The organism is Massiliimicrobium timonense (genome assembly GCF_042850985.1).
Classification (GTDB): Bacteria; Bacillota_I; Bacilli_A; order Erysipelotrichales; family Coprobacillaceae; genus Allocoprobacillus.
Genome location: NZ_AP031415.1, coordinates 1,310,940 through 1,324,914 on the forward strand (window position 1 = coordinate 1,310,940; position 13,975 = coordinate 1,324,914).

The 13,975-nt window shown below is 31.4% G+C and carries 15 protein-coding genes; 13 read left to right on the forward strand and 2 right to left on the reverse strand.

The features are described 5' to 3' along the window. Positions 1–26 precede the first annotated feature (26 nt). A complete protein-coding gene (locus ACGHJ8_RS06845; RefSeq protein WP_390542368.1) occupies positions 27–581 on the reverse strand; it encodes a DUF1836 domain-containing protein in 555 nt (184 codons plus the stop codon). A 128-nt stretch (positions 582–709) separates the two neighbouring features. Here ACGHJ8_RS06845 and ACGHJ8_RS06850 point away from each other — a divergent pair, with 128 nt between their 5' ends. The 4 genes from ACGHJ8_RS06850 (at position 710) to ACGHJ8_RS06865 (ending at position 3,302) form a co-directional block, all read left to right on the forward strand. Continuing rightward, positions 710–1,360: a hemolysin III family protein gene (locus ACGHJ8_RS06850; RefSeq protein ID WP_205088743.1), complete on the forward strand. Its 651-nt coding sequence runs from the start codon at positions 710–712 to the stop codon at positions 1,358–1,360. A gap of 71 nt (positions 1,361–1,431) precedes the next feature. After that, the gene (gene lspA, locus ACGHJ8_RS06855) at positions 1,432–1,938 is read left to right on the forward strand and encodes a signal peptidase II (RefSeq protein WP_087360126.1); all 507 of its coding nucleotides are present in this window, start codon (positions 1,432–1,434) and stop codon (positions 1,936–1,938) included. Continuing rightward, complete coding sequence (locus ACGHJ8_RS06860) at positions 1,914–2,834, forward strand: RluA family pseudouridine synthase (protein ID WP_390542370.1); 921 nt, start codon at positions 1,914–1,916, stop codon at positions 2,832–2,834. Before lspA ends, ACGHJ8_RS06860 begins: the two co-directional genes overlap by 25 nt. Positions 2,835–2,837: 3 nt before the next feature. Then, on the forward strand, positions 2,838–3,302 hold the full coding sequence (locus tag ACGHJ8_RS06865) for a dCMP deaminase family protein (RefSeq protein WP_087360120.1): 465 nt from the start codon (positions 2,838–2,840) through the stop codon (positions 3,300–3,302). Between the two features lie 95 nt (positions 3,303–3,397). On the opposite strand, the gene rnhC is transcribed toward ACGHJ8_RS06865, so the two are convergent. Beyond that, entirely contained in the window at positions 3,398–4,306 is a 909-nt protein-coding gene (rnhC, locus tag ACGHJ8_RS06870; RefSeq protein WP_087359449.1) for a ribonuclease HIII, read from the reverse strand. Positions 4,307–4,402: 96 nt separating this feature from the next. Here rnhC and ACGHJ8_RS06875 point away from each other — a divergent pair, with 96 nt between their 5' ends. The 9 genes from ACGHJ8_RS06875 to ACGHJ8_RS06915 all read left to right on the forward strand — a co-directional run bounded on the left by ACGHJ8_RS06875 (position 4,403) and on the right by ACGHJ8_RS06915 (position 13,956). Next, positions 4,403–5,179: a CvpA family protein gene (locus ACGHJ8_RS06875; protein ID WP_390542372.1), complete on the forward strand. Its 777-nt coding sequence runs from the start codon at positions 4,403–4,405 to the stop codon at positions 5,177–5,179. Between the two features lie 4 nt (positions 5,180–5,183). Continuing rightward, positions 5,184–7,493 carry an endonuclease MutS2 gene (locus tag ACGHJ8_RS06880; protein ID WP_390542374.1) on the forward strand — a complete coding sequence of 770 codons (2,310 nt, stop codon included), beginning with the start codon at positions 5,184–5,186 and terminating at the stop codon, positions 7,491–7,493. Further along, on the forward strand, positions 7,493–9,268 hold the full coding sequence (uvrC, locus tag ACGHJ8_RS06885; protein WP_390542376.1) for an excinuclease ABC subunit UvrC: 1,776 nt from the start codon (positions 7,493–7,495) through the stop codon (positions 9,266–9,268). Before ACGHJ8_RS06880 ends, uvrC begins: the two co-directional genes overlap by 1 nt. 33 nt (positions 9,269–9,301) lie before the next feature. Then, a complete protein-coding gene (locus tag ACGHJ8_RS06890; protein ID WP_087359457.1) occupies positions 9,302–9,505 on the forward strand; it encodes a LuxR C-terminal-related transcriptional regulator in 204 nt (67 codons plus the stop codon). A gap of 70 nt (positions 9,506–9,575) precedes the next feature. Then, positions 9,576–10,724, forward strand: a complete 1,149-nt coding sequence (locus ACGHJ8_RS06895; RefSeq protein ID WP_390542378.1) for a M15 family metallopeptidase — start codon at positions 9,576–9,578, stop codon at positions 10,722–10,724. Between the two features lie 2 nt (positions 10,725–10,726). After that, positions 10,727–11,512 (forward strand): glutamate racemase, encoded by a 786-nt coding sequence (gene murI / locus ACGHJ8_RS06900; RefSeq protein WP_390542380.1) that lies wholly within the window; start codon positions 10,727–10,729, stop codon positions 11,510–11,512. Between the two features lie 71 nt (positions 11,513–11,583). Further along, positions 11,584–12,468, forward strand: coding sequence for a GerMN domain-containing protein (locus ACGHJ8_RS06905; protein ID WP_390542382.1), 885 nt, complete (start codon positions 11,584–11,586; stop codon positions 12,466–12,468). Positions 12,469–12,502: 34 nt separating this feature from the next. Next, the gene (locus ACGHJ8_RS06910) at positions 12,503–12,973 is read left to right on the forward strand and encodes a metallophosphoesterase (protein WP_087359465.1); all 471 of its coding nucleotides are present in this window, start codon (positions 12,503–12,505) and stop codon (positions 12,971–12,973) included. 56 nt (positions 12,974–13,029) lie between these two features. Next, entirely contained in the window at positions 13,030–13,956 is a 927-nt protein-coding gene (locus ACGHJ8_RS06915; RefSeq protein ID WP_390542384.1) for a hypothetical protein, read from the forward strand. The last annotated feature ends 19 nt before the right edge of the window (positions 13,957–13,975 follow it).

The window sequence follows — 13,975 nt, forward strand, 5'->3', positions numbered from 1 at the left end:
AACCAAAGGTAAGTTCACCTTTGGTTTTATTTTTCTTCATCGTTATTATAAAACGTATCTAACATTTTTTCAGCAATCATTTTATATTGATTGCTTAAGGAACAAATCAATAATAATAAGACAACCATATGATGAGAATCATCTAAATTCATCTGATGCTGTTCAATAAGTTTTTCTGTGGATGTTGTGACATCATGAAAGAGTTCTTTAGTGATGTTAAGATAATCATTATATATAGGTTCAATTTCTTCCATATGATCATGAAATGGCTGTAATACTTTTTTTATTTCTTGAATAGAAATAGTATTTTTTAAAGAATAAATCAATAACATCTGTAAAATATGATTCTTTGAATATTTCTTTCCTTTGATTGGTTTTAATAATCCTTCTTTAGAATAGTTATTAATCATTGTCTTGGTTAGAAGTTTATCATCTTCATGTCGTTTGTTATCAGCGAGATTGACATCAAATAAAGTCATAATCTGATCCATATATAGATCTAAAGAAGGAATGTCCTCTGATTTTAAATGACTCATATCTTCAATTTGATTTAAAATTTCATTAAGTTTTTCGTTATTCATCAAATCACCTCATAAATACTATACATGAATTTATAGAAAATAACAATATCTCGTTGACAAATGAACAAAATAAAATATAATAAATATATAAAGTAGTATTTAATACTATATTAAAAGGAGTTGATATTATGAATAAGTTGTTTCAAAAAGCTATGGATCCCATTAGTAGTGAAACACATTTTATTGGTGCATGTCTTTCTTTGGTTGGATTATTAGTCATGATTGTGATTGGTATTCAAAAAGAAACGTCACCAGCTATATTATGGGCAGCGATTATTTTTGGATTATCTTTAATAGCATTATATAGCGCAAGTTCCATTTATCATTTTTTTAGTGGTCATCAAAAAATCAAGACGATTTTAAGAAAATTAGATCATTCTATGATTTATGTCTTAATTGTTGGCACATATACACCTGTTGTCATGGCTTGTATGCCACAACCCCATGCTTATTATTTTTTAGCTGTTTTATGGTGTGTTGCGATTATTGGGATTATTTTAAAAATCTGCTGGTTGAATGCGCCAAGAGCTATCGCAACAGCTATTTATTTAATACTTGGATGGTCTATTCTTTTTGATTTTCAGTCATTTCAAGGTATTTCTTTGCCTTGTCTGATTTTGATTGCTTGTGGTGGTATTGCTTATTCTATAGGAGCATTTATTTATATTTTTAAAAAGCCTAATTTAACGATTCATTTTGGTTTTCATGAACTTTTTCATATCTTTGTGATTATGGGGTCTTTATTCCATTATCTGGCAATTGTTATTTTTATTCTTTAAAAAGCATATCTATGCTTTTTTTCTTTGCTTTATGAATGAATTTTGCTTATAATAGTTGTTGGTGATAAAGAATGAAAAAAATGAAATTAACATATCAGACTCTCATATTGTATCTTGTTGCATTTTTAGTGATTGTCATAGGTGATCAGGTGACAAAGATTATTGTCGATCATACATTATCTTTAGGTGGTAGTTATGCGATTATTGATAATTTCTTCTATTTTACATATGCTCATAATACAGGAGCAGCATGGGGAATGTTAGCAGGAAAAATCAGTTTATTTTTAATTGTGTCAGTGGTTGCTGCCATAGGTATTATTTATTATTTTATGAAATCTGAATCTTATCAAAAATTAACACGTTTTGGATTGGTTCTGGTATTTGGCGGATTGATTGGTAATTTGATTGATCGTCTGGCTTTTGGCTATGTCAGAGATTTTATTGATTTTATTATTTTTGGATATAACTTTCCTATTTTTAATGTTGCAGATATGGCAATTACAATAGGAATGGCACTGGTTATTTTAGAAATAGGTATAGAGGAGTATAAAGCATGGAAATTATCAAAATCACAGTAGATGAAACCAATCAGGGACAAAGAATTGATAAATTATTGATGTTGTATTTAAAAGATATGTCAAGAACTCAGGTTCAACAGCTTATTCGTCAAAACCATGTTCGTGTCAATGATTGTGTTATCAAAGCAAGTTATAAAGTTGAAACAGGTGATCAATGCCTCATTGAAAATCCTGAACCAGAGAATATGGATGTTTTACCAGAAAATATTCCATTAGATATTGTTTATGAAGATCAGGACGTTATCGTTGTGAATAAACCAAGTGGTATGATTGTTCATCCTTCACCAGGCATTTATTCAGGAACACTGGTCAATGCTTTGTTGTACCATTGTCAAGATTTATCTGGTATTAATGGTGTTATGCGTCCTGGTATTGTTCATCGTATCGATAAGGAAACAAGTGGCTTATTGATGGTTGCTAAAAATGACATGGCTCATCAGAGTTTAAGTGAACAGTTACAGGAACATACGGTTATCAGACGTTATCAGGCATTGGTACATGGTTTAATTCCACATGAATTTGGACGTATTGAAGCCCCTATTGGACGTGACTCTCATGATCGTCAAAAAATGACATGTACTGATAAAAATGCGAAGGAAGCCATTACGAATTTTCAGGTTATTGAGCGTTTTCGTGATATGTGTTTAGTTGAATGTCGTCTGGAAACAGGACGTACACATCAGATTCGTGTTCATATGCAGTACATTGGTCATCCTGTTTATGGTGATCCTCAATATGGTTTAAGACGTGATGATACATCACATGGACAATATCTTCACGCTAAAATTTTAGGTTTTATTCATCCGAGAACACAAAAAGAAATGTATTTTGAAAGTGATCTGCCAGATTATTTTGTAGAAAAATTAGAACAGTTACGTCAGGAAATGGAGGGATAATGAATGTCAACAGTTATTAGCTGGGATCAGTATTTTATGGGAATTGCAAAACTATCTGCTTATCGTTCTAAAGATCCTAATACGCAAGTCGGTGCATGTATTGTGAATGCTGAAAATAAAATTGTCGGTGTCGGTTATAATGGATTGCCTTGGGGATGTGAAGATACGCAGTTTCCCTGGGGCAACAGAGAAGGGGATATGTATGATACCAAATATCCATACGTTGTTCATGCTGAATTAAATGCTATTTTAAATAGTATTCAGAATTTAAAAGGTTGTCGTATTTATGTATCCTTATTTCCATGCCATGAATGTGTCAAAGCTATTATTCAAAGTGGTATTCAAAAAATTATTTATGAAGATGATAAATACAACGATACACCGAGTGATCGTGCAGCTAAACGTATGCTGGATGCGGCTGGAGTTGTTTATCAAAAGATGACTCCATTTGATATTGAAATCAAATAAGTTAAAAAAGCTATTTGTGAGTTTATATCAACAAATAGCTTTTTCTTATATCTTTTTAGTTTTTGACTATAATAAAAAAGAATGGTCACCCATTCTTACTGTTCTTTCAACAACGCTTTGACACGTTTTGTATTTGTAAAATTAAGCTTGACGACTTTTGTTAAAATATTTTGACCATATTTTGCTGCAATTTTTGCAGCCACTAGATCGACTTGAGAACTCGTACCACGAACTAAGTTCATCTTTAAACTTTTTGACATATTGGCAAAATATTGTAAATAAGCATATCGTGATAAAATTTCAGCTGCCAACACTGCCATGTATTTCTTTTCAGCCTCAGTCACAAACATTAAGTCTTTAACAACAATCACTTCATTTTTTAAATAATTAAAATATGTTTTTGGGGAAACAAACTGATTGATGACTTTTACTTTTACATTCTGTTTCACTTTTTGCATGACATTGACAGTTGCCTGATTGTAGAGTTTAGATTTAATATTAGCCTGATTAAAACCATCATTAATCATTTTATTATAATGAGAATTATCTAAAATCAATAAACTATAGATGAGCTGGTCTTTAATAAGTTTTGCACATTGAATGATTTCTCGATTACTTAAAGTTGTTATATCATCTATTTTTAATTCTTTTAAGAGGGCAATATCTTTTTCTTGAACATAACATGATACAACACATATAGGACCTAAATAATCTGTTGAGCCGGTTTCTGCACATCCAATATGATGGTATGGAAAGACATCATCAGTATCTGTGGTTATAGTGGCTAATTTTTTTGCAATCTTCTTAGACCAGTGTTTGGCCTCCTGAATAGCATTAGAACCTAAAAACTCAACCGTCTGATTATTTTTGGCAATAATATCACAACCAATAGCGTGGGCTTTAAATACAAGGTCTGTGTCATCAACTGGAACCATTTGACTATCATAATATTTTTTCATTTTTTCCAATGTACTTTGTTCAACTTTTAGTATAATTGGCTCCACGTTAATCACCTCATTATTATTTTAACATAATTTTGTTAATTTTGACAGAACATTTTTCAAATGTTATAATATCGGCGTTTATAAGGAGGGTTTTTCTTGAATTTTTCTTTTATTGATATACTTTGTGTCGCCTTTTTACTGATATGTGCGATTTTTGGCTATAGAAAAGGTTTTATTGTACAGCTCTATGATATTATCAGTTTTTTATTAGTTTTGTTTCTGGTTTATTTATTAAGTGATCCATTGGCTTCCATATGGACCATCTATTCTTGTGATCAAAGTGATTTTATTGCGTCCATGATAGGTCATATGATTAATCGTCTGATTGTTGGATTTATTCTTTTTATTGCATTGATGATCATCAAAAAAGTGATTGGTGTCTTTGTTAAACCAGCACTCAAAGGAATCATGCATTCTTTAGCCTTGACATCTTTACTTGATCGTTTGCTTGGCCTTATCAGCCATGTTTTAGAAGGAATCATCACGCTTTATCTGGTTCTTATTTTTCTTGTTGTTCCTTTTTATCCACAGGGACGAACAATGATCGAACAATCTTTTTTGGCTCAAAAGATTGTAGACATGGTTCCAAGTGTCAGTCAGACTGTTTTAGATATGACTGATCTATTACAAGAAAATCAAAATATGGAAACCTACTCACAAGATATTCTAGCAAGGCTTACATTACAGGCTTTAACTTTTGATATAATTGATGAACAGGAGGCTTTAAAGATTTTTGAAAAACATATTTTTCAATCCAATGGACAATCTATTGAGCTTAATGCATCGCAGTTTGAACAACTCAAAAATTTATTAGAAAATGCCCATTATTCACCTCAGCAAATTCAAGATTTTTTATCTCAGATAAGGATGTGACAATATGAAAACAATCTATGAAACATTAGAAATGAACAAAATTCAAGAACAATTGCTTCATTACTGTGCTTCAACACTTGGAAAAGATAAAATACAATCTTTACAAATGTTTGATGATGAAGAAGAACTTCATGAAGCTTTGGATAAAGTTGAAGAAGCAATGCAGTTTATTGAACGACTCGGTCGATTACCATTGGGTGGTCTTACTGATATGACTTCAAGTTTAAAAAAAGCCAATCGTGATGGAACATTGACAGGTGAAGAACTTTTATTGGTTCAAGCTCATCTTGAATGCGTCATGCATGTCCAGAATTATTTTCAAAATAGTGAAATAACCGTGCGATTTTTAAAAGATCTTTATGAAGGTTTGGTTGATCAACCGCATCTTCGTGATGAAATCACAAGATGTATTGCTTTAGATGGAACAATTAATGATCAGGCCAGTCCTCAACTTTTACATATTCGACGTCAGATTAAAAATTTACAAAGTCAAATGCGTTCACGCATGGAACATCTCGTAAAAGAAAGTCGTGATTATTTATCTATTGATCAGATGACAACACGTAATAATCGCCTGGTCTTGCCAGTGCAGTCAAGTCATAAAAATCAGATACAGGGGCTTATTCATGCTCAAAGTGCTACTGGTCAGACAGTTTATATTGAACCGGCTGAAGTAGTTGGAATGAATAATCAAATCAATTTATATGAAGCTCAGGAAAAAGAAGAAATCAGACGTATTCTTTATCAGCTTTCACAGCTTGTTAAAAATCATTATTATCATTTTCATTTTAATTTAGAATTATTGAGTGAACTTGATTTTATTTTTGCGAAAGCTCAATTTGGTGTGCTCTATCATTGTGTTCGTCCTGTTATTCAAAAAGATGGAAACGAACTTTCTCTTTTAGAAGCCCGACATCCTTGTATTGATCAGGATAAAGTTGTAGCCAATGATATTATTTTAAAAAATCATCGTGTCTTATTAATTACCGGAAGTAACACAGGTGGGAAGACGGTGACCTTAAAAACAGCGGGGTTACTCTCTTTTATGGCTATTTGTGGTTTACCTGTTCCGGCTCGTGAAGCAACAATTCCATTGTTTGATCAAATTTATGTCGACTTGGGTGATGAACAATCTATTGAACAGTCGCTTTCCACTTTTTCTAGTCATATGATGAAGATGATTGATATTCTTCATAAGGCGACATCTTCAAGTTTAGTCATTTTAGATGAAATTGGTTCAGGAACAGATCCACAGGAAGGGGAGAGTTTAGCTCAAGCTATTTTATCACGTTTTATAGATATACATTCTTTTGTTTTGACGTCAACCCATTATGGACGTTTAAAGACTTTTGCCAGTGAACATTCTGAAATTTTAATGGCAGCCGTTGGTTTTGATTTACAGGCCATGAAACCCACATATCATCTTCAATTAGAGAGTATTGGACAATCTTATGCGATTGAGATTGCTGAACTATTAGGGTTAGATCATGAAATCATCCAAAAAGCTCGAGAAATTAAAAATGAGGCAATGAGTGAACATGAAAAACTGATGGAATTATTACAGTCAAAAGAAACTCTTTTAGAACAAAAAGAACAAGATTTACAAAAGAGTATGCAGGAAGCAATGCAACTCAAAAAACAATATGAACATGCTTTGCATCAATGGGAACATCAAAAAGATCAGATGTTGCAAAAGGCAAAAGATGAGGCCAATGATATTGTTGAAAAAGCCAAAACAGATGTTCAAGATATTTTGGATACAATGAAGCAATCGACAATGAAACAACATGAAATCATTCAAACAAAACATGATTTAGATCAGTTAAAATATGTTCAACAAGATGTTGTTTATAAGCAGCAACATGCCTTACATGTTGGTGATCATGTACGTGTTTTGAAAATGAATAGAGAAGGAGATATTGTTGAAATCTTAAAGAATCATATGATTATGGTTTCTTTATCCGGGTTGAATGTGAAATTACATGAAGATGAGGTGCTTTATTTACATCCTCAAACAAAGGTGAAAAAAGTCGAAAAGGCCAAAGTGAAAAAATCAACAGTATCAAAAACAGGAACTTATGAATTGAATATTATTGGGAAAAGATATGAGGAAGCGATGAGTCTGGTTGATAAGTTTTTAGATGATGCTCTTGTTTTAGGGTATCCACATGTACGTATTATTCATGGTATGGGAACAGGAACATTACGTAAAGGGGTGCGTCGCTTATTGGATAAAAACAAGCATGTCGTTTCATATCGTGATGGGGGTCCTAATGAAGGCGGATTAGGAGCTACGTTGGTGTATTTTGAATAATGAATGATTTCATTAAAAATAAACTCTCTTTATTACCATCTTCGCCTGGATGTTATCTTATGAAAAATAAAGAGGGGACAGTTATTTATGTTGGTAAAGCTAAAAAATTAAAAAATCGTGTCCATTCTTATTTTGTAGGTGTACATAATTATAAAACAACAAAACTTGTGAGTGAAATTGTAGATTTTGATTATATTGTGACAGATAGTGAAAAAGAAGCTCTATTATTGGAAATTAATTTAATTAAAGACTATTCACCACAATACAATATTATGTTCATGGATAATACTTATTATCCATATATTCAAATGACAAATGAAACTCACCCAAGATTAAGAATTGTACGTAATGCTAAAGAAAGAAAAGCCAAACATTTTGGACCTTTTCCAGATGCGACAGCAGCCAGAGAAACATATAAATTACTCAATCGTCTTTATCCATTACGTAAATGTAATCACATTCCTAAGAAGCCTTGTCTTTATTATTCGTTAGGACAATGTCTGGCTCCATGTATTCAAGAAGTAGATGTTGAAATCTATAATGATATCAAAAAATCAATTACCAAATTATTAAATGGAGATATCAAAGAAAAAGTCAATGAATTGACAGAAAAAATGAATCAAGCCAGTGAACAATTGAATTTTGAACAGGCTAAGGAGTATCGTGACCTCATTTCTCATATTCGTTATGTCACAGCAAAACAGCATGTTCAATTTAATGATCAGGTTGATCGAGATATTCTTGGTTATTATGTAGATCATGGCTATTTGAGTATACAGTTATTTTTCATGCGTCATGGAAAACTGTTATCACGAGATTTAAATCTGATTCCTATTGAAGACCATGTTCAAGAAAGTTTACAACAGTTTATGGTATCTTTTTATCAAAATAACACACTTCCAAAAGAAATTTTAGTGCCTTTGGATATGGATATTGATTTATTGTCACAAATTATTGAATGTAAAATTTTAAAACCTCAAAAAGGAAATAAAGCTTCATTAGTTCAGATGGCTATTGAAAATGCAAAAGAATCATTAGAAAAAAAATTTCAGCTTATGGAAAAAAATGAAGCCGCAACTTTAGGAGCTATTCAACAATTAGGAGAGTTATTACAAATGCCTCATCCTCCTCATATCATTGAACTCTTTGATAACTCAAATATTCAAGGAGCTTATGCTGTGGCAGGAATGGTTTGTTTTAAAGATGGTGTACCTTCTAAAAAAGATTATCGTAAGTTTAAAATTAAAACAGTAGAAGGTCCAGATGATTATGGCAGTATGCGTGAGGTAATCTATCGACGTTATTATCGTGTGCTTATGGAAAATCTGACACCACCGGACATGATTATTGTTGATGGGGGACTGGGACAGATTCATGCAGCTAAAGAAGTGATAGATGCTTTAGGTATGTCTATTCCTGTTTATGGTTTGGCTAAAGATGATAAGCATTCAACAGCAATGTTATTAGATACAGAAGGACATCCTATTTCTATTCATCCTAAAAGTGAATTATTCTTTTTATTAACACGTATGCAAGATGAGGTGCATCGTTATGCTATTAGCTTCCATAAAAATGTACGTTCTAAATCATTGTTTGCATCAACTTTAGATCAAATAGAAGGTATTGGTCCTAAACGTAAACAACAATTATTGCATCATTTTAAAAGTGTAAAACGTATGAAAGAAGCTTCTTTAGAACAGCTTAAAGAAGTTTTACCTGATAAGGTGGCTCAAGAACTTTTTCAATCTTTACATCCAGATGAGCACAGCTCATAGCCCTTTGACATATATTATTGTGGGAGGGATATAATGCATTCCTTATTAACAAAACGTGAAAAACAAATTTTTACACTCTTAATACAATCTTATACGACAAAGGATATTGCTGAAAAACTATATATTAGTGAAAAGACAGTTCGTAATCATATTTCAAATGTTATTCAAAAGCTGGGAGTAGAATCACGTATACAAGCAGTTTTAGAATTGATGAAAATGAAAGAAATTGATTTTTAGGAATCAATTTCTTTTCTTCCCTTTAAAAATAAAACAATATGTATTATAATAGTCCAGAAAGGGTGATGGCATGAAATTAAAAACATGGCACTTATTTCTTGTAATTATTATTTTATTTGGCTGTTCTTTTTATGTAGTCAATCTTCATTTTGACAAATTTTATCGTGTCAATGGCGTTAATAATGACAATCGTGTTTTAATAGAAAAATATTTAAGTGAAGATGAACAGGAATATTTAATAGATAATCAAATATCTATTGATTTGTTTATTCAATATATAGAGTATGATGATTTTCAACTTGTCAATTATCAATATTATAATTTATTAAAAGGGACAAATCGTTATGACAATACTGAAGATATTTTAGAAACAGGCAATTCTCTTGCAACACGTTTAGAATATCTCTATCATCAACAAGCCTATGATCAGGCTAAAATACTTGTACATAATGCATTAGAAGAAGCTTTTTTAAATACAGATAATTTTCATTTTGATTATATTGATATTTATACTTCTGTAAAAACATTATATCAACAAAATGATTACTCTTTTGTCCAAGATAGTGAAGAATATATTCTCTATCTACAAAGCAAAGGTTATGAAGATTTACAACAGATCAGTCAAATCATGAAGATGTTGACACAAGCTTATAATCAACAGACATTAATGAACTTATTGACAACAACTTTGTCATCTGATGTGCATATTGTTTTTAATCCTTATGAACTGGATACTTTAGTGAATAAACAAAATTATATTGGTCAATATGAACCTAAAGAATTGATTCTGGTACAAGATATTCCAAGAATCAATTATACAATGTATCTACAAAAAGATGCCTATAATGCACTTTTAAAACTTTATAATGATTTAAGTAAAGAATACAAAGGTTTCTTATTACGTGGAGCCTATCAATCACCACAAACATTGAAAGATGATGAAATGGGATATTGTGAGGCGCAACTTGGTTTAACAATTGAAGTGACTCAATCACAGTTGCCTTATCAGGAATTTGCTCAAACAGAAATGGCACAGTGGTTAGAAGAACATGCTTATGAGTATGGATTTATATTAAGATATCCTCAACGTAAAGCATCCATTACTAACCATGCCTATGACGCCCATATTTATCGATATGTTGGCAAATCGTTAGCCAAATCACTACATGATTCCCAATTAACTTTAGAAGAATATCAATTACAAAATGAAGGAGAATAAATATGGATAATCCAATCGGTGTTTTTGATTCAGGAGTTGGAGGACTCACAGTTTTAGACTATATGCTACACCAATTTCCACAGGAAAATATGATTTATATTGGTGATAATGCACATTGTCCTTATGGTGACAAAACAAAGGCACAGCTTTTAGAATATACGAAGCGTATTTGTGATTATTTTGTCAGTCAAAATGTCAAAATGATTATTCTGGCATGTAATACAACAAGTGCCAATGTCTTAGAAGAATTACAAAATTTATATAAAGGTATTCCTATTGTGGGTGTTATTCATTCAACTGTTCATGAATTTCTGGCTCGTCATCATCAACGTGTTTTGGTAATTGCGACTCAAGCAACGATTCACTCTCATAAATATCGTCAGATGATTTTACAATACAATCCCGATACTGTTGTTTATGAATTAGCAACCCCTCAATTGGTTCCAGTCATTGAATCTGGACAATATAAAGCAGGTGTCCATGATTTATTGAATCAGTACTTATCTGCTTATAAAAAACAAGTTGACGCGATTATTTTAGGATGTACTCATTATCCTGTTTTACTTAATCAGATTCAAGAAGTGTTTCCAAATGTTGATTATATTTCTAGTAGTGCCTCTATTTGCCAAGAAGTGGCATCTTATTTGAAAAATCATCAATTAGAAAATCAATCATCATGTACTGGAAATATTCAAATATATACAACAGGAGATTCTCAAAAGTTTTTTCAATCTTCGTATGGCTTTTTTGATTTTCAAAATTTTATAGTCAAACATCTTGATTTATAAAAGGTTCTTTCGAGAATCTTTTTTTATCATATTTTTAAAGGCTTCATCATATTCTGTTTTGAGGTGGAAACATGGATAAGAAGGTTGTTGTCGTAGCTCTTTTGATTGTTTGTTTAAGTACATTTTCATGGTTTTATTTAAATCAAGATCAAAAACAGGAAGCGAATGAAACTTATATACAAACTGTTATTTTCCAAGATCAGGATCATGATTTGATACCAGTCAGTATTAATCTGCATAATCAAATGGAGATGGAAACAGATATACGAAATAAGGTAGATCTGATGCAATCTTCCCAATTACAGACCTATGGATTATATCCGGTTCTTGATGCACAGTTGGAAATTCAATCTATCGAACTCAATAATCATATTTTAACTGTCAGTTTTAATGATTTTTTATATACCCAGCATAATGATTTCAACGTTATTGAAGCATTGACTTATGTTTTGACTGATTATGATCAAGTTGAGCAGTTATATCTACAGATTGATGGTCAAGATATTTCTCATTTACCTAATAGTACAATTCCTTTAAATCATTTAACCAAAGATTTAGGATTGAATAATTTTGAAGATGCATCTACTTTTTTACATGAAAGTATTCCTGTTATGGTTTATCAAGAAAAGACTGTAGGTGATTATCTTTATTATGTTCCTAAAACATTAAGAATTCATGAACAAGCTGATTTGTTTCTTCAAGTGAAAACAATTTTAAATCATATTAATAGTAAGATTCATTTGTTAGATGCAACATTAAAAGATCATATTTTAACACTGGAATTGGATTCACATATTTTATTAGATAATGAAACAATTGATCGTACTTTAGAAGAATTAATGATTTTGTCATTAAAATCATTAAACGATGTTGAAGATGTGCAAATTTATATTAATGGAGAAAATGTCAGAAGTAAGGAAACATCACAAATTCATTATAATTATATTAAAATGTAAAATTTTTTGGTATAATAAAGTCTAGGTGATGAAAATGAAAAAAATTGTAATTATGTCAGATAATCATGGTGATCAATCAATGATAGACTATGTTAAAGAACAGGAACAGGGGGCTGATTATTTCGTTCACTGTGGCGATAGTGAGGCATATGATATCAGAGTCCTTGAGGGTTTTATTTGTGTTAAAGGAAATAATGACTGGTCTTTAGATTTGCCAAAAGAAGCGCGTTTAAATGTAGAAGGAGTTCCTATTTTTATTACACATGGGCAGTATTTTGGATATTTTAACAGGGAACTGGTAATGAATGATCTTCTAACCAGACATCATTGTCGTGTATTGATTTCAGGACATACACATATGCCTATGTTTGAAAAGGATGGAGATTTTTACTACATTAATCCCGGTTCAACAACATTACCACGTGGTGGTAGTGATAGAAGTTATGGTGTTTTATTGATTGATAATGGAAAACTTGATTTTCGTCTAAAAAAGATACAAAAATAAAGTGATTTTCATTAAGGTATAAAAATATCTCAATGAAATGTATGGGAGGAATCATGATGTCAGATGAAAAAATAGCTTTTGATATAGATCAAAAATTAGTTGTCAATGGTCAATTGTATTTAAAAGATCAATGGCCACCTCAAATGAGTTATGCTATATACGCTTATGGAAGTCCAGATATCTTGAATGTTGTTGCTTTTATAGATGCCAGTCAAGAACAAGATGGCAGTCAGGGAATGATAATCACACCAGAAGCACTTTATTTTCAGTTAGGGCAAACTGGACATATTCACTTTGATGAGATTAAAAGTTTACAGTTGGAAAAGCATCATCAAAATCCTAGTGTAAAAGCAATTGTGAAAACAACACAAGGGGGTTATGCATTTGGACGTCAAACCATTGATCCTGAAGTTTTTCTGGATATTCTTTCTCAAATGACGGGCTTACATATTGATTTAAGGATGACCATTCATGAAAAAGTGGCTTATTATGTTTCAATTGTTCTTGATGATCTTGCAGGAGATGTTTATGAGGATCTAGAATTGAATCAAGAAGAAAAAACTTTTATGAATGAATTGAGCCAAGAACTCCAAATCATTGAAGGATTGGATGAAGAAAATTATTGTTATGAATTGGAACATCTTTGTTCAAGAGCATGGGAATTTTTTGATGAGCTGGGATTAGATAGTGAAGAAGTTGATGAATTATACAAGATTCACGAAGAATTTGAACGTCTTCATCAAATTGATGATCAAAAAATAAATGATGCTCAAGCATTTTATGACGAGATGGTTAATCAATATCAGCAAGGGAATACACAAATGTATGATCAAGTGAAAGATACAATGGCTCAATTGGGTATTGATGAAAAAGAACTGGCAGGGAAATCAATGGAAGACATAAAAGATTATTTTTGTCATCGATTAGGTATTTCTCGTAATGTTATGGATCATCTCATTCAGAAAATGACACATAAAAACTAAGTTTTGATAAATCGGTTTT

What these genes read in the sequence shown, in the direction of transcription:
- ACGHJ8_RS06845 (WP_390542368.1), bottom strand. Translation starts at nt 581, where the DNA reads ATGAATAACGAAAAACTTAATGAAATTTTAAATCAAATTGAAGATATG.
- ACGHJ8_RS06850 (WP_205088743.1), top strand. Translation starts at nt 710, where the DNA reads ATGAATAAGTTGTTTCAAAAAGCTATGGATCCCATTAGTAGTGAAACA.
- lspA (WP_087360126.1), top strand. Translation starts at nt 1,432, where the DNA reads ATGAAAAAAATGAAATTAACATATCAGACTCTCATATTGTATCTTGTT.
- ACGHJ8_RS06860 (WP_390542370.1), top strand. Translation starts at nt 1,914, where the DNA reads ATGGAAATTATCAAAATCACAGTAGATGAAACCAATCAGGGACAAAGA.
- ACGHJ8_RS06865 (WP_087360120.1), top strand. Translation starts at nt 2,838, where the DNA reads ATGTCAACAGTTATTAGCTGGGATCAGTATTTTATGGGAATTGCAAAA.
- ACGHJ8_RS06880 (WP_390542374.1), top strand. Translation starts at nt 5,184, where the DNA reads ATGAAAACAATCTATGAAACATTAGAAATGAACAAAATTCAAGAACAA.
- uvrC (WP_390542376.1), top strand. Translation starts at nt 7,493, where the DNA reads ATGAATGATTTCATTAAAAATAAACTCTCTTTATTACCATCTTCGCCT.
- ACGHJ8_RS06890 (WP_087359457.1), top strand. Translation starts at nt 9,302, where the DNA reads ATGCATTCCTTATTAACAAAACGTGAAAAACAAATTTTTACACTCTTA.
- ACGHJ8_RS06895 (WP_390542378.1), top strand. Translation starts at nt 9,576, where the DNA reads ATGAAATTAAAAACATGGCACTTATTTCTTGTAATTATTATTTTATTT.
- murI (WP_390542380.1), top strand. Translation starts at nt 10,727, where the DNA reads ATGGATAATCCAATCGGTGTTTTTGATTCAGGAGTTGGAGGACTCACA.
- ACGHJ8_RS06905 (WP_390542382.1), top strand. Translation starts at nt 11,584, where the DNA reads ATGGATAAGAAGGTTGTTGTCGTAGCTCTTTTGATTGTTTGTTTAAGT.
- ACGHJ8_RS06910 (WP_087359465.1), top strand. Translation starts at nt 12,503, where the DNA reads ATGAAAAAAATTGTAATTATGTCAGATAATCATGGTGATCAATCAATG.
- ACGHJ8_RS06915 (WP_390542384.1), top strand. Translation starts at nt 13,030, where the DNA reads ATGTCAGATGAAAAAATAGCTTTTGATATAGATCAAAAATTAGTTGTC.